The following is an 18,527-nucleotide window of genomic DNA, read 5'->3' as shown; positions in this document are numbered from 1 at the left end:
GTATCGATCAGAACTTGTAACCCACGCCCACCATGTAGACCCATGGGTCGATGTCCACGTCGACCTTGGTCTTGCTGAAGCCCAGAGCGGCCGGGCCGTCTACAGTGGCTTCGGTGTCGATGTCGACATACCAGACCGAGGCGTTGAGCAGAACGTTGTCAGTGATCAGGTAGTCCACGCCCAACTGGCCAGCCAGACCAACCGAGTCCTTGAGCTTGAGGTTGCTGAAGCCCTGATCCTTGCGGTTGCTGGTCAGGTCGTTGTCGAAGAATGTGGTGTAGTTGATACCGATGCCTGCATAAGGCTGGAACTTCGACGAAGGTGCCATCGGGTAGTACTGCAGGGACAGGGTAGGCGGCAGGTGTTTGACATCGGCCAGCTTGCCGTCGAGTCCGGCACCCAGGCCGCTGACCGAAACGGTGTGGTTGAAAGGGGTCGCTGCCAGCAGCTCGATACCGACATGGGGAGTCAGCATGTAGGCAAAGGTCAGGCCGAGCTGGGTATCACCATCGAGGTTGGCCTTGGTGCCGGAGACTTTGGTGCCATCGAACTTCAGTTCGCCACTGTCTTCTCGTGGGTCAACGTGTGCGGCACCGGCACGGACGATGAAGTCACCCGCTTCATAGGCCTGTGCGGCAGTGGGAGCGGCGATGGCGAGGGCTATGAGAGAGGCGCGAAGCAAGGACTTGTTCATGAGTGGCTCCAAGGGGTCAAAAAGTTTTATGGGCTAATGTTAAAGCGCTGTTTTGAGGCGACTTTGATACAGCTCAATGAAACGGTTGAGAGCCCTTTGGAACTTCACGAATCCGGCAATTCATAGACAAAAATCTTGTCTGCCTGCATTTGATAACCCGCCTCGGCCAATTCGCTGGTCGATGATTTTGCCTGCATCGGTCCTTCAATCCAGTACGGCTGATACAGTTCATCGACCTTCACGCCCAGTTCACTGGTGACATGTACGATCTGGTTTGCGGGCGGTGGCGGAACATGGATGCAGGCACCGAAATACGGCACCAGCAAGAACTCCGTCACTCGACCTTCCTCGCTGACCTCGAGCGGCACGATGTACCCCGGCAGACGTACCAGCTTGCCATCCAGTGCCTTGACGACAGGTGCATGGGGTGCCAGTTGTCTGGCTGCCGGTGCTGACTCCATGGCCAGTGCATCGGACAGCTTCGACATGTCGTGCATCGGCGCTGTAATCGGCGCCACGACAGGTGCATCGGGTGGAATCATGTCGCTCCAGGTCAGCTCGCGCGGCTCGGCGGCCCACACCGAAGTGCTGGCCGAGAACAGCAGGGTTATCAGCAGGCGCCGCATAGTGAAGCTCCTCATAAGCGAATCGACAGGCCATCGGCCAGCGATTGCCTGTAGGCTCGCCATGCCGGGATAGTCCCCATCAACAGCGCGGCAGCAAGGATGCCACCGAGCAATTTCCATTCATATTGGCCAGGTGGCATAGCCGACAGGTATAAACCGTAACTGTTTTGTACAAAGTCCTGTGCCAGTGCAATGCCGAGATAGAGCAGTGCAAGCCCGCTGACAACGCCCGCCAGTGCCAGGGCGAAGGCTTCGAGAATCAACAGGCTTGCGATGTGCCAGGGCCGTGCGCCGACCGATCTGAGGATCGCCATTTCACGACGACGCTCGTTCAGGCTGGTCAAGATCGCCGTCAGCATACCGATCAGGCCGGTGAGCACCACGAACAGCGATATCACGAACAGGGCTTTTTCGGCGGTGCCCATCAGGCTCCACAGCTCCTGCAAGGCAACACCTGGCAATATTGCCAGTAATGGCTCGCCGCGGAACTCATTGATCTCGCGCTGCAGGCTGAATGTCGCGATCTTGCTGTTCAGGCCCAGCATGACCGCTGTGATTGCCGTCGGTGTCAGGTCCATGTTGCGCGCCTGATCGGCAGAGATGCGCTCATTGCCCCGGGCTGGTGCACCGTTGTGCCAGTCGATGTGAATGGCCTCCATGCCGCCCAGGCTGATATGCAGCGTACGGTCGACCGGTGTGCCGGTGGGTTTCAGAATGCCCACCACCGTGAACGGTTTGTCATCGTGCTTGACCAGACTGATCGCGGCCACGCCATGGGCCAGCACCAGCTTGTCTCCCAGCTTGTAATGCAGGGCCTTGGCGACCTCCGAACCCAGCACCACTTCAAACGGATCGGTCTGGAAGGCTCGGCCCTCGGCCAGCGCCAGATGCTGCTGGCGACCGTACTGATAATTCTCGAAATAGGACTCGTTGGTGCCCATCACCCGGTAGCCGCGATGGGAGTCGCCCAGGGAAATCGGAATCGCCCATTTGACCTGCTTGTGATTGGCCAGATGCTCGAAGCTGTCCCAGCGAATATTGTTGGTGGCGTTGCCGATGCGGAACACCGAGTAGAGCAGCAGGTTGATCGAGCCGGAGCGTGCGCCGACGATCAGGTCCGTGCCGCTGATGGTGCTGGCGAAGCTGGCGCGGGCTTCGGTGCGCACCCGCTCGACGGCCAGCAACAGGCAGACCGACAGGGCAATTGCGAAAACGGTGAGGAATGCGGTGAAGCGGCGGTTGGCCAGGCTGGCCATTGCCAGACGAAACAGATACATCTCAAATCTCCACGTCGACGGCAGCGCGATTGAGTTCGGACAGTGACAGGTTGCGGTCGAACAGCGGGGCCAGGCTCTGGTCATGGCTGACGAACAACAGGCTGGAACCGGCTTCGCGACATTCGGCGAACAACAGACGAATGAAGGATTCCCGGGTATCGGCATCCAGGGCCGAGGTGGGTTCGTCGGCGATCACCAGTTCCGGTTGTCCGATCAAGGCACGAGCTGCTGCCACTCGCTGTTGCTGGCCGATGGACAACGAACCGGCACGTCGGCTCAGCAAGGCCGGATCTTTCAGGCCCAGATGCGCGAGCAGCGTGCTGGTGGCTTGCTCGACGCTGCCATGGCGCTGCTTCGCCCGTTCGGCGCGGACTCTGGAGAAGTGGCAGGGCAACTCGACGTTCTCCCGCACCGAGAGAAACGGCAGCAGGTTGAATTGCTGGAAGATATAACCGGTGTGATCGACCCGAAAGCGATCCCGGGCCCCCGCCGACAGTTGCGACAGATCCTGGCCCAGCAGGCGAATGCTGCCGCTCCCCGGTTTCTGTACGCCACCCAGCAGGCCCAGCAAGGTGGTCTTGCCGCTGCCGCTCGGGCCTTTGAGGAACAGGGTTTCTCCAGGCTCCAGACGAAAGGCCGGGATATCCAGCAGTTGCGGATGCCCCGGCCAGTTGAAGCTCAGGTCCGACAGCTCGATAAGTGCTTGGGTCATAGCCTGACTCGCGGTGTGTTGAGGTGTACATGAAAGTAAAAGACCGGGCCAGGCCCGGTCGTTCTGTAGCACTCGGTAATCAGAACTTGATCGACGGGTTCGACGCAATCACTTCTGCACCAGACTGGCCGCTTGGCGAGATCAGTTGTACCTGCAGTTTCTTGGTATCGGGGAAGGTCAGGAAAATCTGGCTCAGGTCCAGCTTTTTCAGGATGGCCGGAGCGTCGCAGACGAACTTGTAATGGCCTTTGATTTCGCTGTGTTCGTGATGATGTTCATCACCGCCCTTGGCGTGCTCGTCTTCGTCGTGATCGTCATCCTTGTCACCGAACAGCGGGCTTTCGAGCTTCACCGAAGTGGCCGAGCAGTTGGCGGCATCCGAGATGCTGAACAGCGCATTGGGCTTGAGCAGTTGCTCGCGGGCCTTGGCCAGCTTCGCCTTGTCTTCGGCGGAAGTCGCTTCATGCTCGAAGCCGACAATGTTCATTGCCGGGCTCTCGAATTCCAGCTCCAGGTTCTTGCCGGAGAGCACAACATCCAGACGGCCTACACCATGCTCGTGCGCGCCCAGGCTGCCGTGCTCGTGTTCGTGGTCATGATCGTGTGTTTCGGCGGCGTTGACGAAAGCCAGGGGCAGCAAGGCGAAGGGTAGGGCAAGAAGCAGACGGCGCATGGAGGACTCCGGACATGATTTGAAAAAATCTGTTATGTGATCTTATAACAATTGGTGGGGCGAGTGACCTGTTTTTTCTCTGTGTCCTCGATTTGGTATACGCGCTCCCCAAGTTATGACGAAGCAATCTCATGGCGCCTGAAATTCATCCTAACGTCAAATGAAGAGGGCGCAGGGATCGAATCTCAGGGAGAGAGCCATGCCAACGCTTTGTTGCCCGGCTGTTGCTGTTCCGGAGTTCACCATCAGCCTTGAGCAGACACTGGAGCTCGTTTCCAGCCTGCATTCGCAGCACCCGCAATTGCCGCTGGTGCGCCGTCTGATCCGCAACACCCAGGTACGCAAGCGTCACTTGTTGCAGCCGATAGAGCAGACACTGGAGCATCCTGGCTTCGAAGCGCGCAATCTGCTCTATGCCCGTGAAGCCAAGGCGCGGATCCCCGAGGTGGTGAACCGGGCACTGGCCAATGCCCGACTGCTTGCCCGGCAGATCGATGCCATCGTTTTTGTGTCCTGCACCGGTTTCATGATGCCCTCGCTGACCGCCTGGATGATCAACGAGCTGGGATTTCGCAGCGATACGCGACAGATACCCATCGCTCAGTTGGGATGTGCGGCGGGTGGCTCGGCCATCAATCGTGCCCATGATTTCTGTCTCGCCTATCCACAGGCCAATGTGCTGATCGTGGCCTGCGAGTTCTGTTCGCTGTGTTACCAGCCAACCGACATGACGGTGGGCAATCTTCTGTCCAACGGCCTGTTTGGCGATGCACTGGCGGCTGCTGTGGTACGAGGCCAGGGCGGGGCAGGTATTCGGCTTGTGGGCAATGGCTCACGTCTGGTGCCCGGCACCGAGGACTGGATCAGCTACGCCGTCAAGGCCACCGGTTTTCACTTCTGTCTTGATCGGCGTGTGCCGGGAACCATGGAGCAACTGGCACCGGAGCTGCGTTCGGTGGCCGCCGATCATGGATGGCAGGCTGACGAGCTGGATTTCTACATCATTCACGCCGGTGGCCCGCGGATTCTCGATGACCTGTCGCACTATCTGGGCGTGGATTGCGCCCTGTTCGCACACAGTCGCGCCACCTTGAGCGAGTACGGCAACATCGCATCGGCTGTCGTGCTGGATGCATTGCGCCGGTTTTTCGAGGTCGGTGGCGCTCATCAGGGAGCTCGCGGAATCATTGCCGGGTTCGGTCCTGGCATCACCGCTGAAATAACTCTGGGTACATGGAACAACAGGGAGGTTTCGCCATGACGGGGACAACATCTTTGACTGCGGATAATTTTTTGCTGGGGGGAGACACGCCGGTCAGGCGCATGGGGTATGGCGCCATGCACCTGACCGGTTACGGCATGTGGGGGCCTGCTGAGAATACGGAGCAGGCCAAGGCCGTACTGCGTCATGCCGTTCATGAACTGGGCATTACCTTCATCGACACGGCAGATGCCTACGGGCCGGGGGATAACGAAGACATCATTCGCCAGGCGCTTTACCCCTATCCTCCGGATCTGGTCATCTCCACCAAGGGCGGAATGCTGCGCTCCGGCCCCAACGACTGGATTCATGGCGCGCCGGGCGCTCCTTACATCGTGCCATTGGGGCGGCCCGAGTATTTGCGTCAGCAGGTCGAGATGAGTCTGCGTCGGCTTCAGGTCGAGCGGATCGATCTGTACCAGCTGCACAGCATTGATCCTCTCGTGCCACTTGCCGACTCCCTGGGCGAGCTTGTCCGTTTGCGCGAGCAGGGCAAGATCCGTCATATCGGCTTATCCAGTCAGCCCGGCGTGACACTTGAGCAACTGGAGCAGGCTCACCTAATAGCGAACATTGCAGCCATCGAAAACCTCTACAACCTTGCCGATCGTACCGATGAGACGGTATTGCAACGGGCGTTGGAGCTGAATGTTGCATTCATTCCATGGTTCCCGCTCGGGCATGGTGCGCTTGTCGGGCCTGACAGCGCGTTGCTGCCTCTTGCCAGCCACTATGGCCTGACGCCTTCGCAACTGGCTCTGGCGTGGCTGTTCAATCATGCGCCGAATATCGTGCTGATTCCCGGTACCACGTCCATCGTTCATCTGGAGGAAAACGCCAAGGCTGCGAGCGTGCAGCTGGATGAGAATCAGCGATCAGCCATTGTTCGAGAAGTCGATCGGCTTCTGGTGCCGGTATGGCGTCCCGAACGCTGAGGAGGAAATGCTATGAGCACCTGCCAGCGCAATATCGCCACCCTGCGGGCTATCTATAAGGATCTGACCCGTATTGCCGAGTTTTCGGACGATGACATCGTGTTGCACAAGGCCGACCGCAATGCCTGTCCGCCCACTGCCATCGGCAAGCAGGCGGTGCACCGGCATGAGGTCGATCTCATTGCCATGACGCACGCTTCACTTCGTATGGATGTGCAGGAAATCATCGCCAATGATTATTTCGGCGCGGTTCTCGGCAGTCTGCGCGCCACGTTGGCCGATAAGAGCATCTGCATGCCGTTCTGCGGGCTGTGGCGTTTTCGTGAAGGAAAGGTCATCGAGCACTGGGAAAATGCCTACGACGTCGCAGCCTTTGGTGGCTTTCTTGAGGGAGATGTTCAGGCTGCTCGCTGGCTCTGTATCTGATGCTGTGGGAGCATGTGTGCCTGCCAAGCGAGGAGACAGAGCATGTTGCGTATCCGTGGAACCATCGGCCAGTGGCCCGTGGATTTGACGTTGGAACTGGATGACGGCGACTGGGCGCAACTGGGGGCTCAGCTCAAGGCGGCAGCCCCCGAACCGAGCAGTGTCGTGCAGAGCAGGCCGGTTAACCAGGACGACAGGATCTGGCAGGTCGCCAGGGATTTGCTGAAAGAAGCAGGGCAACTCAGCGGGCCGGATCTGCTGGGCAAACTGGAAGGGCTGACCGGCAGCACCGCAGCAGGCAAGCGCCTGCTGGTGCGTCTGCGTCATAGCGCCCATGTGAAAGTCGAAAGCGGCGCGGATGCACCGCTGTATAGCTGGGTTGACCTTCCCGATAAGGCATAAATCACTGTGTGGGAGGCAGCTTGCTGGCGATTTCAGCGTGCAGACGCAGAATGTCTGCCGGTTTTCAGGCCTTTATCGCCAGCAAGCTGCCTCCCACAAAATTTATCTGCTCGCCTTAGTACAGCGCTGCAAACAGCTTGCGGCGGTAGGTTGTCACCAGCGGGTGATCGTTACCCAACAGGTCGAACACTTGCAGCAGTGTCTTGTGCGGCAGACCTTCGGCGTAATTGCGGTTGCGGATGAACAGTTTGAGCAGGCCTTCCAGCGCCGCTTCGTATTGCTGGCGGGACAATTGCTGGACAGCCAGTTGATGTGACGCCTCATCATCCTGCGGATTCTGCGCCAGACGGGTTTTCAGCTCGGCGGCATCCGGCAGTGTGGCGGCTTCGGCCAGGAATGTCAGTTGCGCCTTCGCGCCTGCCAGTTCGGCCTTGTGGGCATCGCTCTTGACTGCATCCAGCACGGTGCGGGCTTCACCCAATTCGCCACGCTCGGCCAGGCAGCGTGCATACAGAATCAGCGCCGACGCATTGGTGTTGTCTTCGCCCAGCAGCACCTTGAGCACTGCTTCGGCATCGGAAAAGCGGCTTTCGGCGAACAGCGCCTGAGCCTGTTGCAGCGGATCGGCTGCCGGTGGTGGAGGCATGACCACGTGCTGTTCGAGAAGCTTGCGGATTTCCGATTCGGGTTGTGCTCCGGCAAAACCATCCACCGGCTGACCGTCCTTGAACAGCACCACGGTCGGCAGGCTGCGGATGCCGAAGCGGGCGACGATTTCCTGTTCGATATCGCAATTGACCTTGGCCAGCAGCAACTCACCCTGATAGCTCGCCGTGATCTGCTCCAGCAACGGCATCAGCACTTTGCAAGGCGCACACCACTCGGCCCAGAAATCCACCAGTACGGGCTGATCGAACGACTTGTCGATCACCAGTTGGTCGAAGTTCGCTGCGGTTGTCTCGAAGATGTAAGAAGTGTCCTGGCTCATTGCGTGTCTCGCAAAATCTGAATGCCGCCAACTATAAAGGCCTCAAGGCATTGCTGAAAGCGGCGAGTATCAGGGCAAGACCTGTTGCGGTCCTTCAGCGTCGGGCGTGATACAGGCTGACGTCGCGAAATTCGTGGGGCTCTGCCAGATCCGGAAGGGTATGGGCATGCAGCATCGCCAGACGTTGATAGGCGACATGCCTGAAATCGCGGACCCGTGAGTCGGCAACCAGTGCCTGGCGGCCACGGCTGAGAAACTGATCCAGCAACGGCAGGTTGGCGCGGTCATACAACACATCCGCGACCAGGATCAGATCGAAGCGATCGGTCTCGGCAAAGAAATCTGCCGAATAGCCGAGCTGCACCTCATTGAGTTCGGCATTGGCCCGGCAGGCGGCGAGTGCCAGCGGGTCCAGGTCGCATGCGACCACTTCGGCGGCACCGGCCCTGACTGCGGCAATGCCAGCCACACCGGAGCCGGCACCGAAATCCAGCACACGCTTGCCCGCGACCCAATGTGGGTGCTCGGCCAGAAAGCGCGCCAGTGCCAGGCCGCTGGCCCAGCAGAAACTCCAGTAAGGCGGCTCTTCCAGAATGCGGCGTGTTTCGTCGGGGCTGAAAGCGCGGTCCATATTGTCGGCATCGATCAGCCACAGTTTCAGCTCGGTGCCCGGTAAGGCGGTAGCGACCAGCCGGGCGTCGCCGAGCAACTGGCTCAGCGACTGTTGGAGGGCTGGCGGTGCGATCATGGCGCGCTGACGAATTGCAACTGCCCCAAGGCCTGAGTGGTGGGTTGTTCGATGCGCAACGAAGGCAGATGCAGGATCAACTGGCCCGATTTGCTGGCGCGTCCGCGCAATTCAACCCGCTGGCCAATCGGGAAGGCCTCGGGGTTGAAGCGCAACTGGAACGGCAGTGACTGGCCGTTGCCCTGCAGTTTGGTGCTGGTCAGCAATTTCTGCGGGCGGCCACGCTCGTCAATCACCAGCACTGCCAACTCGACCTCCGCACCGGCCGGTACGCCCAGCAGTTGCCCGCTCAGTTCCCGTTGATGAGGTAACAGCGGGCCTGGACCTGCCGGAACCTTGGGCGCTGTCGCCACGGGTTTGGCGGGAGCCGGTTGTGGGGCTTCGGTACTGCTGCAAGCGCTCAGCAGGCCGATGAGCCCGAGCAAGACAAAAGGGCGTAGCGTCATGAACGGCTCCAACAAAAAATACAAGGGGCTCATAAAAAGGCCGTGATGCAGTATTACCGAATGCAGGCAGTTTCACATCGCCTGGATGCATTTTTATGCGCAATGAACAGCACGTGAACAGCCTTCGGATGCACCCGGAGTCTTGTCTTGACGGTGGGATGCGCTACCATGGCGCTCCCCATTTTTTGTTGCCTGCCACCATGCACTGTCCCTTCTGCGGTGCCAATGACACCAAAGTCATCGACTCACGCCTTGTAGCCGAAGGCGAACAGGTACGTCGCCGTCGCGAGTGCCTGGCTTGCGGCGAGCGTTTCACGACCTTTGAAACCGCCGAGTTGGTCCTGCCCCGCCTGATCAAGCAGGACGGCAGTCGACAGCCCTTCGACGAAGAAAAACTGCGGGCCGGCATGCAGCGGGCTCTTGAAAAGCGCCCCGTGAGCGTCGAGCGCCTTGAGGCAGCCCTTGTGCACATCAAGCACAAGCTGCGCGCAACCGGCGAGCGTGAAGTCAAATCCCTGGTGGTGGGCGAACTGGTCATGACCGAGTTGCAAAAGCTCGACGAAGTGGCCTATATCCGCTTTGCTTCGGTCTACCGACGCTTCCAGGATCTCAACGAATTTCGTGAGGAAATCGAGCGTCTTGCTCGTGAGCCGGGTAAAGAATGAGTACTGCGTTGACCGAGCAAGGAGCTCTGGACGTCCACTACATGGCCCGTGCGCTGGAACTGGCGCGCAAGGGCATCTATTCCGCTCATCCCAATCCCCGTGTCGGTTGCGTGATCGTACGTGACGGCCAGATTGTGGGCGAGGGCTGGCATGCACGGGCGGGCGAGCCCCATGCCGAAGTGCATGCCTTGCGTCAGGCGGGTGACAAGGCCCGTGGTGCGACCGCGTACGTTACTCTCGAACCCTGCAGCCACCATGGCCGCACGCCGCCTTGTGCCGATGCGCTGATCAATATCGGTGTGGCCCGGGTGGTGGCCGCCATGCAGGACCCCAATCCGGAAGTGGCCGGTCGTGGCCTGCTGCGCCTGATGAATGCCGGCATTGCTGTCCAGTGCGGTGTGCTGGAGGCTGAAGCCCGGGCACTGAACAAGGGCTTCCTCAAGCGCATGGAAAAAGGCCTGCCCTATGTGCGGGTCAAACTGGCCATGAGCCTGGATGGCCGCACGGCCATGGCCAGCGGTGAAAGCCAGTGGATCACGGGCCCCGAAGCCCGTTCCGCAGTGCAACGGCTGCGAGCGCAGTCGAGCGTTGTATTGACGGGTGCCGATACGGTGCTGGCCGACAAGGCGCGCCTGACCGTTCGTCCTGACGAGCTGGGCCTGAATGCCGAACTGAGTGCCCTGGCCGCCACGCGTCCGCCCTTGCGGGTGTTGATCGACAGTCGTCTGCGGGTGCCGCTGGATGCGCCGTTCTTCAAGGCTGGCAGCGCACTGGTTGCGACCCGCGCCGCGGCTTCGGCCCGTAGCCGTTATCACGATGAAGGTCACGAAATGCTGGCCCTGGCCAACAACGACGGCCATGTGGACCTGCGCAAGTTGCTGGTCGAACTGGCGGCGCGTGGCGTCAATGACGTGCTGGTCGAGGCGGGGCCGCGTCTGGCTGGTGCTTTTACACGCCTGGGGCTGGTCGATGAATTTCAGATCTTCATTGCGGGCAAGTTCCTGGGTTCCACGGCACGGCCGCTTCTTGACCTGCCGCTGGCACAAATGAGCGAAGCCCTGGAACTGAACATCGTAGAAATGCGCGCAGTCGGCAATGACTGGCGAGTCATTGCTCTCCCTGTTCCGGCTCAGGGCGTATAATTCCCGGCTTTCGCTTTAGCGCGCAGCCTTGTTCTCCCGGAGGACCCATGTTTACCGGCATTATCGAATCCATCGGCAGCATCCGCGCCCTGACTCCCAAAGGCGGCGATGTCCGCGTTTATGTGGAAACCGGCAAGCTCGACCTGAGTGACGTCAAACTGGGCGACAGCATCGCCGTCAACGGCGTCTGCCTGACCGCCGTTGAGTTGCCGGGCGACGGTTTCTGGGCCGACGTCAGTCGTGAAACCCTGACCGTTACTGCGTTTGTCGACCTCAAGGTCGGCAGCCGGGTCAATCTGGAAAAGGCGCTGACCCCGACCTCCCGCCTGGGCGGCCATCTGGTCAGCGGCCATGTCGATGGCGTGGGCGAAATCGTTTCCCGCGAAGACAATGCCCGTGCGATCCAGTTTCGCGTGCGCGCTCCCCGCGAGCTGGCCAAGTACATTGCCCACAAGGGTTCGATTACCGTCGATGGCACCAGCCTGACCGTCAACTCGGTCAATGGCGCGGAGTTCGAGCTGACCATCGTGCCGCATACCCTGGTCGAGACCATCATGGCCGACTACCGCCCGGGCCGTAAGGTCAATCTTGAGGTGGATCTGCTGGCGCGCTATCTGGAGCGCCTGCTGTTGGGTGACAAGGCTGCCGAGCCAGGCCATGGCGGGATCACCGAAAGCTTTCTGGCCGAGAACGGCTACCTCAAATCCTGAATTGAAGGGGGTGCCGAGTGGCGCTCAACACGATCGAAGAACTGGTTGAAGACATCCGCCAGGGCAAGATGGTCATCCTGATGGATGATGAAGACCGCGAGAACGAAGGCGACCTGATCATGGCCGCCGAATGTGTCAAAGCCGAACACATCAATTTCATGGCCAAGTACGCCCGTGGCCTGATTTGCATGCCCATGACCCGTGAGCGTTGCGAAACCCTCAAGCTGCCGCTGATGGCCCCGCGCAACGGTTCGGGTTTCGGTACCAAGTTCACGGTGTCCATCGAAGCTGCCGAAGGCGTGACCACCGGCATTTCCGCCGCCGACCGTGCCCGCACCGTGCAGGCGGCAGCGGCAAGGGATGCCAAGGCTGAAGACATCGTCAGCCCGGGGCATATCTTCCCGTTGATGGCTCAGGCAGGCGGAACCCTGTCCCGCGCCGGACATACCGAAGCAGCATGCGATCTGGCACGCATGGCCGGTTTCGAGCCGAGCGGCGTGATCTGCGAAGTGATGAACGACGACGGCACCATGTCCCGTCGTGCCGAACTCGAAGCCTTTGCCCTTGAGCACGACATCAAGATCGGCACCATTGCCGACCTGATTCACTACCGGATGATCCACGAACGTACCGTTCAGCGGATTGCCGAGCAGCCAATGGACAGCGAACTGGGCCACTTCAACCTGGTGACCTACCGCGATTCCGTCGAAGGCGACGTCCATCTGGCGTTGACCCTGGGCAATATCTGCGCAGAAGAACCGACCCTGGTCCGTGTCCACAACATGGACCCGCTGCGCGATCTGTTGATGGTCAAACAGCCCGGCCGCTGGAGCCTGCGAGCCGCAATGTCTGCGGTTTCCGAGGCGGGCTGCGGTGTGGTTCTGTTGCTCGGTCACCCGCTCGATGGCGATGTCCTGCTGGCCCATATCCGGGAAACTGCCGGGCAGCAGGTCATCAAGACGCCGACCACTTACAGCACGGTTGGTGCCGGTTCCCAGATCCTGCGTGACCTCGGCGTGCGCAAAATGCGCCTGATGAGTTCACCAATGAAGTTCAATGCGATATCCGGTTTCGATCTGGAAGTTGTAGAATACGTGCCCTCCGAATAAATACCGGCAGGCCGGTCCGTGCTGACACCTGTGTTTTGCATGTTCCGGCCTGGCAGTCCAGATTCGTGGCCTACAATCCCTGACAGTCCGCCCCAAGGCGGGCTTGCTCTTTAATACGAGACTCACCAATGACCTTGAAGACCATCGAAGGTACCTTCATCGCCCCACAAGGCCGCTACGCCTTGGTGGTTGGCCGTTTCAACAGCTTCGTCGTGGAAAGTCTGGTGAGCGGCGCTGTCGATGCGCTGGTTCGCCATGGCGTGAGCGAAAGCGACATCACCATCATCCGTGCCCCGGGTGCTTTCGAGATTCCTCTGGTTGTGCAGAAAGTTGCCCAACGCAAAGAGTTCTCGGCCATCGTCGCCCTGGGCGCGGTGATTCGTGGCGGCACTCCGCACTTTGAATACGTGGCCGGCGAATGTGTCAAAGGCCTGGCTCAGGTTTCCATGGATGCAGGCATTCCAGTCGCTTTCGGCGTACTGACTGTCGACTCCATCGAGCAAGCCATCGAGCGCTCCGGCACCAAGGCCGGTAACAAAGGCGCTGAAGCTGCATTGTCTGCCATTGAAATGGTCAGTCTGCTGTCGCAGTTGGAGGCCAAGTGATTTCCGACGATAGCGATCAGTTCAACCCGCGTGACGCCAAGTCTCCCGAGGCAGCCAAAGGCAAGAGCGCCAAACGTCGCGAAGCGCGTCAGCTCGCAACCCAGGCGCTGTACCAGTGGCACATGGCAGGTCATTCGTTGAACGAAATCGAAGCGCAGTTCCGCGTCGACAACGATTTCAGCAACGTCGACAGCGCTTACTTCCGTGAATTGCTGCATGGCGTCGCCACCAACAAGACCGAAATCGATGTCGCGCTCAAGCCTTGCCTTGACCTGACCGTCGAAGAGCTGGACCCGGTCGAGCTGGCGGTATTGCGCCTGTCCGCGTTCGAACTGCTCAAGCGCATCGACGTGCCTTACCGCGTTGTGATCAACGAAGGCATCGAGCTGGCGAAAGTCTACGGTTCCACTGACGGCCACAAGTTCGTCAATGGCGTGCTGGACAAGCTGGCGCCGCGTCTGCGCGAAGCTGAAGTGAAGGCTCACAAGCGCTGATTGGCGCCTGGACTTCACATGGGTGAATTCGAGCTGATCCGCAATTACTTCGCTGCCGCGCCCTGTGCGCAGGACGGCGAAGGCGTTGCTCTCGGCATCGGCGACGACTGCGCGCTGCTGGCGTTGCCACCCGGCGAGCAGTTGGCGATTTCCACCGATACGCTGGTGGCCGGGGTGCACTTCCCCGAAGCCTGCGACCCCTTTCTGCTTGGCCAGCGCGCCCTGGCGGTTTCTGCCAGCGATCTGGCTGCCATGGGCGCTCGCCCTGTGGCCTTCACACTTGCACTGACCTTGCCTCAGGTCGAAGCGACCTGGTTGCAGGCCTTCGCCGAAGGCTTGAACCTGAAGGCGCAGGAGTGCTCGTTGCGCCTGATAGGTGGCGATACCACCCGTGGGCCATTGAGCCTGACGCTGACGGTGTTCGGTGCCGTGCCTGCCGGTCAGGCGCTGACCCGCAGCGGTGCTTGTGAAGGTGATCTGCTATGTGTCGGTGGCGCCCTGGGCGATGCGGCAGCGGCCTTGCCTCTTGTGCTGAATCAGCGCCACACCGAGTCTTCGATTGCCGAACCCCTGCTGACACGTTACTGGTCGCCACAGCCACAGTTGGCGCTGGGGCAAGCGCTGCGCGGCAAGGCCACGGCGGCACTGGATATTTCCGATGGCTTGCTCGCGGACTGCGGGCACATTGCCCAGTCGTCGGCTGTGCGCTTGCTGGTCGAGCTGGACAAGCTGCCAATGTCCACGCCCTTGCTACAGTTGTTTGATCTGCCTGACGCACAACAGGCTGCGCTCAGTGGCGGCGACGATTATCTGCTGGCCTTCACGCTGCCGCCCAAACATCTTTCAGGCCTTCTGGATGCCGGCTGGCCGGTGCATGTGATCGGGCGAGTGGTCGAAGGGCAGGGCGTTGCATTGCTGGATGCCGACGGACAAGACATCACACCTGCCGCGCTGGGCTATCAGCATTTTCGGAGTGAAGCGTGAAAGACAACCCCGAACAGGTCTCAGCCGAGTTTGTACCCCCTTCGGTCTGGACCAATCCCTGGCATTTTCTCGCCTTCGGGTTTGGCTCGGGCACGCTGCCCAAGGCACCCGGAACCTGGGGTTCGATCGTTGCCGTGCCGTTTATTCCTTTATGGCAGATGCTGCCGGACTGGGGTTACTGGTTGATGCTGGGCGTTACCATGCTGTTCGGCTTCTGGCTGTGCGGCAAGGTGGCGGACGATCTGGGCGTACACGACCACGAAGGCATCGTCTGGGACGAGATGGTCGGGATGTGGATAACCCTCTGGCTGGTGCCCGAAGGCTGGACATGGTTGCTGGTGGGTTTTCTGGTGTTCCGCTTTTTCGACATTCTCAAGCCGTGGCCCATTCGCTGGCTGGACCGGCATGTACATGGTGGCTTCGGGATCATGATCGACGATGTGCTGGCCGGGGTTTTTGCCTGGTTTTCCATGCAGGGACTGGTCTGGGCCTGGGGAATGATCTAGCTTTTTGATATTAATCGGTAAGAATTCAGCCTAAGCGTCCTCAGGAACGTGCTGTTACAATCGGACCTTGCGAATTCTCAGTCTTCTACTACCAGGAGCACACGGTGCCCGTCGTATTTGTTGCTGCCTCCAAGCTGCCTACCCCTTTTGCAGAATTCACCATGAACGGCTTTTTCGAGCAGGAAACCGGGCGCGAGCACGTCGTTCTGAGCCTGGGCGACATTGCCGATGGCGCTCCTGTTCTAGGCCGGGTGCATTCCGAATGTCTGACTGGCGATGCTCTGTTCAGCCAGCGTTGCGACTGCGGCTCGCAACTTGAAGCCGCACTGCGCGCCATTGCCACCGAAGGTCGTGGTGTTCTGTTGTATCTGCGTCAGGAAGGGCGCGGTATCGGCCTGATGAACAAGATCCGCGCCTACGAATTGCAGGATGGCGGTGCCGATACCGTTGAAGCCAACGAGCGTCTGGGCTTTGCGGCTGACCAGCGTGATTACGCGATCTGCCTGCCGATGCTGCAACATCTGAAGGTCGACTCCCTGCGCCTGATGACCAACAACCCGCGCAAGGTCAAAGCCTTGACCGACATGGGCATCAAGGTGGCCGAGCGTGTACCGCTGCACACAGGCCAAAACCCGCACAACAAACTGTACCTGGCGACCAAGGCCGGCAAACTGGGCCACATGATGGGCAATGAGCACCAGAGTGAGGTCGATCCGGCGTGAATCGCAACAATGTGCGCAGACGGATGGCGCTGGCCTGGTGGCAACAACTGGGCCTGAGTCTTGCGCCATTGCTGGTGGTCTGCATCTTTCTGGATACAGGCGAACTCATGATCCATGTACTGGCGATGCCGCTGTTCATCGCCGGTGTCGCATCGATGTTCCTCAGCCTCAAGCCTTTCGGCGCCTTCAAGCGCGCCTTGATCGCGACTCAGGCGGCACTCGATACACCTGAAGAAACCGCAGCCTGGCTCAAGCTGGCCGCCACTCGGCGCATTGCTTTCCTGTTTGCCGGGATTCCGGCCTGGATTGCCGCAGGCGCGCTGTTTATCGGGCTTGAGCCGGTGCCGGTATTTCTGCTCGCACTTTCAACCGTGGCGCTGTTCTACCTGTACCGGATTCCGCCGCAACTGGGATAAAGCCCAGGCACAAATCTGTGGGAGGCAGCTTGCTGGCGACATGACTTTTGTCGCCAGCAAGCTGCCTCCCACGATCAGTTGATCAGAGCCAACCGTGCATTGATCGCCGCTTCGATACCTTCGGCATCCAGCCCGCACTCGGCCAGCATCTGCGCGGGCTTGGCGTGTTCGACATAGATGTCGGGCAAGCCGAGATGCAGCACCGACTTGAGGATATTCTCCCGCGCCAGGAACTCGCTGACCGCCGCGCCCGCGCCACCCATGATGGCGTTTTCTTCAATGGTCACCAGCAAATCATGGCTGGCTGCCGTTTCGCGGATCAGGGCTTCGTCCAGTGGCTTGACGAAACGCATGTCGATCACCGTGGCATCGAGTTTTTCCGCGACTTCCAGCGCATCGGCCAGTTGCACGCCGAACACCAGCATGGCAACGCGCTTGCCCGAACGACGAACCACGCCCTTGCCGATTTCGATGGGTTGCAGGCCATTGTCGATCACTGCATTCGGGCCGGTGCCACGCGGGTAACGCACAGCCGCCGGGCCGACATACAGGTAACCGGTGTTGAGCATCTGGCGCAGCTCGTTTTCGTCACTTGGCGTCATCACCAGCATGCCGGGAATGCAGCGCAGGTAAGACAGGTCGAAGCTGCCGGCATGAGTCGGGCCGTCTTCGCCCACCAGACCGGCGCGGTCGATGGCGAACAGTACGTCGAGATTCTGCACCGCCACGTCATGTATCAACTGGTCATAACCGCGCTGCAGGAAGGTGGAGTAGATCGCGACCACCGGCTTGCTGCCTTCGCAGGCCATGCCGGCAGCGAGGGTGACCGCGTGCTGTTCGGCAATCGCCACGTCGAAGTAGCGACTCGGGAAACGCTCGCTGAACTCCACCAGATCGGAGCCTTCCTTCATGGCCGGGGTAATGCCCACCAGCCGTGAATCAGCCTTGGCCATGTCACAGATCCACTGACCGAACACACCCGAATACTTCGGCCCGCTGGCTTTTTTCGGCGCGGCGGGTGCATTCAGCGGGTCGAGCTTGGTGATGGCGTGATAGCCGATAGGATCGACTTCGGCTGGCGCGAAACCTTTGCCCTTCTTGGTCACGACATGCAGGAACTGCGGCCCCTTGAGGTCACGCATGTTACGCAGGGTAGCGATCAGGGTTGGCAGGTCGTGGCCATCGATAGGGCCGATGTAGTTCCAGCCCAGCTCTTCAAACAGCGTACCGGGGACCAGCATGCCCTTGGCGTACTCTTCGGTGCGTCGGGCGATTTCCCAGGCACCGGGCAGGCGGGACAGCACTTTCTTGCTGCCTTCGCGCATGCTGGTGTAGGTACGGCTGGAAAGGATCTTGGCCAGATAGTTGGACAGACCGCCGACATTGCGCGAAATCGACATATCGTTGTCGTTGAGGATCACCAGCATGTCAGCCTCGACTTCCGGTGCATGGTTCAGCGCCTCGAAAGCCATGCCCGCGGTCAAGGCGCCATCGCCGATCACTGCAATGGACTTGCGATCGCTGCCTTGCAGGCGGGCGGCAATCGCCATGCCCAGCGCGGCACTGATGGAAGTGCTGGAATGCCCGACGCCAAAGGTGTCGTACTCGCTCTCGCTGCGACGCGGGAACGCGGCAATACCGTCCTTCTGGCGCAGAGTGGTCATGCGCTGGCGACGGCCGGTAAGGATCTTGTGCGGATAGGCCTGATGACCGACATCCCAGACCAGACGGTCATCGGGGGTATCGAACACGTAATGCAGGGCGATGGTCAGTTCGATGACGCCAAGGCCTGCACCGAAGTGCCCGCCGGTCTGGCCAACGGAATAGAGCAACTCCAGGCGCAGTTCATCGGCCAGGGTTTCCAGCTCGGCTTCACCCAGGCGGCGCAGGCCGTCCGGTGTATCTGCACGGTCAAGCAACGGCGTAACCGGGCGCTCGCGGGGAATCTCTTTGAACGTCGTGGGCATCAGGCGAATCGTTATAAGT

Annotated in this window: 23 protein-coding genes; 14 read left to right on the top strand and 9 right to left on the bottom strand. The window is 60.1% G+C overall.

What is annotated here, in order from left to right; genetic code table 11:
- Positions 1–7: 7 nt before the first annotated feature.
- From JSY17_RS13675 to JSY17_RS13655, 5 genes are all read right to left on the bottom strand, one after another.
- Positions 8–694 (bottom strand): OmpW/AlkL family protein, encoded by a 687-nt coding sequence (locus JSY17_RS13675; protein ID WP_117181957.1) that lies wholly within the window; start codon positions 692–694, stop codon positions 8–10.
- A 104-nt stretch (positions 695–798) separates the two neighbouring features.
- On the bottom strand, positions 799–1,320 hold the full coding sequence (locus JSY17_RS13670) for a DUF3299 domain-containing protein (protein ID WP_117163560.1): 522 nt from the start codon (positions 1,318–1,320) through the stop codon (positions 799–801).
- 11 nt (positions 1,321–1,331) lie between these two features.
- Entirely contained in the window at positions 1,332–2,597 is a 1,266-nt protein-coding gene (locus JSY17_RS13665; RefSeq protein WP_117163559.1) for an ABC transporter permease, read from the bottom strand.
- A gap of 1 nt (position 2,598) precedes the next feature.
- Positions 2,599–3,309: an ABC transporter ATP-binding protein gene (locus JSY17_RS13660; RefSeq protein ID WP_200986267.1), complete on the bottom strand. Its 711-nt coding sequence runs from the start codon at positions 3,307–3,309 to the stop codon at positions 2,599–2,601.
- 79 nt (positions 3,310–3,388) lie between these two features.
- Entirely contained in the window at positions 3,389–3,982 is a 594-nt protein-coding gene (locus JSY17_RS13655; protein WP_117184809.1) for a DUF2796 domain-containing protein, read from the bottom strand.
- Between the two features lie 199 nt (positions 3,983–4,181).
- On the opposite strand from JSY17_RS13655, the gene JSY17_RS13650 reads away from it, so the two are divergent.
- From JSY17_RS13650 to JSY17_RS13635, 4 genes are read left to right on the top strand one after another with little or no spacing between them, the layout of a single operon-like run.
- Entirely contained in the window at positions 4,182–5,243 is a 1,062-nt protein-coding gene (locus JSY17_RS13650) for a type III polyketide synthase (protein ID WP_117181960.1), read from the top strand.
- A 14-nt stretch (positions 5,244–5,257) separates the two neighbouring features.
- Positions 5,258–6,178 carry an aldo/keto reductase gene (locus JSY17_RS13645; protein ID WP_232849449.1) on the top strand — a complete coding sequence of 307 codons (921 nt, stop codon included), beginning with the start codon at positions 5,258–5,260 and terminating at the stop codon, positions 6,176–6,178.
- Between the two features lie 12 nt (positions 6,179–6,190).
- The gene (locus tag JSY17_RS13640) at positions 6,191–6,604 is read left to right on the top strand and encodes a nuclear transport factor 2 family protein (protein WP_206401938.1); all 414 of its coding nucleotides are present in this window, start codon (positions 6,191–6,193) and stop codon (positions 6,602–6,604) included.
- 42 nt (positions 6,605–6,646) lie between these two features.
- Positions 6,647–7,006, top strand: a complete 360-nt coding sequence (locus tag JSY17_RS13635; protein WP_206401937.1) for a hypothetical protein — start codon at positions 6,647–6,649, stop codon at positions 7,004–7,006.
- A gap of 115 nt (positions 7,007–7,121) precedes the next feature.
- On the opposite strand, the gene trxA is transcribed toward JSY17_RS13635, so the two are convergent.
- The 3 genes from trxA to JSY17_RS13620 form a co-directional block, all read right to left on the bottom strand.
- Positions 7,122–7,994, bottom strand: coding sequence for a thioredoxin (gene trxA, locus JSY17_RS13630; protein WP_122369885.1), 873 nt, complete (start codon positions 7,992–7,994; stop codon positions 7,122–7,124).
- A 94-nt stretch (positions 7,995–8,088) separates the two neighbouring features.
- Positions 8,089–8,742: a class I SAM-dependent methyltransferase gene (locus tag JSY17_RS13625; RefSeq protein WP_122369883.1), complete on the bottom strand. Its 654-nt coding sequence runs from the start codon at positions 8,740–8,742 to the stop codon at positions 8,089–8,091.
- The gene (locus JSY17_RS13620; RefSeq protein WP_117184815.1) at positions 8,739–9,188 is read right to left on the bottom strand and encodes a hypothetical protein; all 450 of its coding nucleotides are present in this window, start codon (positions 9,186–9,188) and stop codon (positions 8,739–8,741) included. Before JSY17_RS13620 ends, JSY17_RS13625 begins: the two co-directional genes overlap by 4 nt.
- Before the next feature lie 200 nt (positions 9,189–9,388).
- On the opposite strand from JSY17_RS13620, the gene nrdR reads away from it, so the two are divergent.
- The 10 genes from nrdR to JSY17_RS13570 all read left to right on the top strand — a co-directional run bounded on the left by nrdR (position 9,389) and on the right by JSY17_RS13570 (position 16,541).
- On the top strand, positions 9,389–9,853 hold the full coding sequence (nrdR, locus tag JSY17_RS13615) for a transcriptional regulator NrdR (protein WP_025262018.1): 465 nt from the start codon (positions 9,389–9,391) through the stop codon (positions 9,851–9,853).
- Complete coding sequence (gene ribD / locus JSY17_RS13610; protein ID WP_117163549.1) at positions 9,850–10,995, top strand: bifunctional diaminohydroxyphosphoribosylaminopyrimidine deaminase/5-amino-6-(5-phosphoribosylamino)uracil reductase RibD; 1,146 nt, start codon at positions 9,850–9,852, stop codon at positions 10,993–10,995. The genes nrdR and ribD overlap by 4 nt, the downstream gene beginning before the upstream one ends.
- A gap of 47 nt (positions 10,996–11,042) precedes the next feature.
- Positions 11,043–11,705, top strand: coding sequence for a riboflavin synthase (locus JSY17_RS13605; RefSeq protein WP_117163548.1), 663 nt, complete (start codon positions 11,043–11,045; stop codon positions 11,703–11,705).
- A 17-nt stretch (positions 11,706–11,722) separates the two neighbouring features.
- The gene (ribBA, locus tag JSY17_RS13600) at positions 11,723–12,814 is read left to right on the top strand and encodes a bifunctional 3,4-dihydroxy-2-butanone-4-phosphate synthase/GTP cyclohydrolase II (RefSeq protein ID WP_117163547.1); all 1,092 of its coding nucleotides are present in this window, start codon (positions 11,723–11,725) and stop codon (positions 12,812–12,814) included.
- Positions 12,815–12,942: 128 nt separating this feature from the next.
- Positions 12,943–13,419 (top strand): 6,7-dimethyl-8-ribityllumazine synthase, encoded by a 477-nt coding sequence (gene ribH / locus JSY17_RS13595; RefSeq protein ID WP_025262014.1) that lies wholly within the window; start codon positions 12,943–12,945, stop codon positions 13,417–13,419.
- On the top strand, positions 13,416–13,913 hold the full coding sequence (gene nusB, locus JSY17_RS13590) for a transcription antitermination factor NusB (RefSeq protein ID WP_117163546.1): 498 nt from the start codon (positions 13,416–13,418) through the stop codon (positions 13,911–13,913). Before ribH ends, nusB begins: the two co-directional genes overlap by 4 nt.
- 18 nt (positions 13,914–13,931) lie before the next feature.
- Positions 13,932–14,897 carry a thiamine-phosphate kinase gene (gene thiL, locus JSY17_RS13585; RefSeq protein WP_206401935.1) on the top strand — a complete coding sequence of 322 codons (966 nt, stop codon included), beginning with the start codon at positions 13,932–13,934 and terminating at the stop codon, positions 14,895–14,897.
- A complete protein-coding gene (locus tag JSY17_RS13580; RefSeq protein ID WP_122369877.1) occupies positions 14,894–15,403 on the top strand; it encodes a phosphatidylglycerophosphatase A family protein in 510 nt (169 codons plus the stop codon). The genes thiL and JSY17_RS13580 overlap by 4 nt, the downstream gene beginning before the upstream one ends.
- A gap of 104 nt (positions 15,404–15,507) precedes the next feature.
- Complete coding sequence (gene ribA, locus JSY17_RS13575) at positions 15,508–16,125, top strand: GTP cyclohydrolase II (protein WP_117163543.1); 618 nt, start codon at positions 15,508–15,510, stop codon at positions 16,123–16,125.
- Positions 16,122–16,541 (top strand): MFS transporter, encoded by a 420-nt coding sequence (locus tag JSY17_RS13570; protein WP_122369875.1) that lies wholly within the window; start codon positions 16,122–16,124, stop codon positions 16,539–16,541. Before ribA ends, JSY17_RS13570 begins: the two co-directional genes overlap by 4 nt.
- Positions 16,542–16,615: 74 nt before the next feature.
- On the opposite strand, the gene dxs is transcribed toward JSY17_RS13570, so the two are convergent.
- Entirely contained in the window at positions 16,616–18,508 is a 1,893-nt protein-coding gene (gene dxs, locus JSY17_RS13565; protein WP_201013089.1) for a 1-deoxy-D-xylulose-5-phosphate synthase, read from the bottom strand.
- Positions 18,509–18,527 lie beyond the last annotated feature (19 nt).

Source organism: Pseudomonas capsici (genome assembly GCF_017165765.1).
Lineage (GTDB): Bacteria > Pseudomonadota > Gammaproteobacteria > Pseudomonadales > Pseudomonadaceae > Aquipseudomonas > Aquipseudomonas capsici.
Note: the sequence above shows the minus strand (reverse complement) of the source record. Positions and strands in the feature narration are given on the sequence as shown.

Excerpts from the sequence above, each read along its gene's own strand:
- JSY17_RS13655 (WP_117184809.1), bottom strand. The coding sequence starts at position 3,982 with ATGCGCCGTCTGCTTCTTGCCCTACCCTTCGCCTTGCTGCCCCTGGCT.
- JSY17_RS13660 (WP_200986267.1), bottom strand. The coding sequence starts at position 3,309 with ATGACCCAAGCACTTATCGAGCTGTCGGACCTGAGCTTCAACTGGCCG.
- ribH (WP_025262014.1), top strand. The coding sequence starts at position 12,943 with ATGACCTTGAAGACCATCGAAGGTACCTTCATCGCCCCACAAGGCCGC.
- JSY17_RS13605 (WP_117163548.1), top strand. The coding sequence starts at position 11,043 with ATGTTTACCGGCATTATCGAATCCATCGGCAGCATCCGCGCCCTGACT.
- nrdR (WP_025262018.1), top strand. The coding sequence starts at position 9,389 with ATGCACTGTCCCTTCTGCGGTGCCAATGACACCAAAGTCATCGACTCA.
- JSY17_RS13625 (WP_122369883.1), bottom strand. The coding sequence starts at position 8,742 with ATGATCGCACCGCCAGCCCTCCAACAGTCGCTGAGCCAGTTGCTCGGC.
- ribD (WP_117163549.1), top strand. The coding sequence starts at position 9,850 with ATGAGTACTGCGTTGACCGAGCAAGGAGCTCTGGACGTCCACTACATG.
- JSY17_RS13640 (WP_206401938.1), top strand. The coding sequence starts at position 6,191 with ATGAGCACCTGCCAGCGCAATATCGCCACCCTGCGGGCTATCTATAAG.
- JSY17_RS13670 (WP_117163560.1), bottom strand. The coding sequence starts at position 1,320 with ATGCGGCGCCTGCTGATAACCCTGCTGTTCTCGGCCAGCACTTCGGTG.
- JSY17_RS13665 (WP_117163559.1), bottom strand. The coding sequence starts at position 2,597 with ATGTATCTGTTTCGTCTGGCAATGGCCAGCCTGGCCAACCGCCGCTTC.
- JSY17_RS13620 (WP_117184815.1), bottom strand. The coding sequence starts at position 9,188 with ATGACGCTACGCCCTTTTGTCTTGCTCGGGCTCATCGGCCTGCTGAGC.
- trxA (WP_122369885.1), bottom strand. The coding sequence starts at position 7,994 with ATGAGCCAGGACACTTCTTACATCTTCGAGACAACCGCAGCGAACTTC.
- JSY17_RS13635 (WP_206401937.1), top strand. The coding sequence starts at position 6,647 with ATGTTGCGTATCCGTGGAACCATCGGCCAGTGGCCCGTGGATTTGACG.
- JSY17_RS13675 (WP_117181957.1), bottom strand. The coding sequence starts at position 694 with ATGAACAAGTCCTTGCTTCGCGCCTCTCTCATAGCCCTCGCCATCGCC.
- thiL (WP_206401935.1), top strand. The coding sequence starts at position 13,932 with ATGGGTGAATTCGAGCTGATCCGCAATTACTTCGCTGCCGCGCCCTGT.
- dxs (WP_201013089.1), bottom strand. The coding sequence starts at position 18,508 with ATGCCCACGACGTTCAAAGAGATTCCCCGCGAGCGCCCGGTTACGCCG.
- JSY17_RS13650 (WP_117181960.1), top strand. The coding sequence starts at position 4,182 with ATGCCAACGCTTTGTTGCCCGGCTGTTGCTGTTCCGGAGTTCACCATC.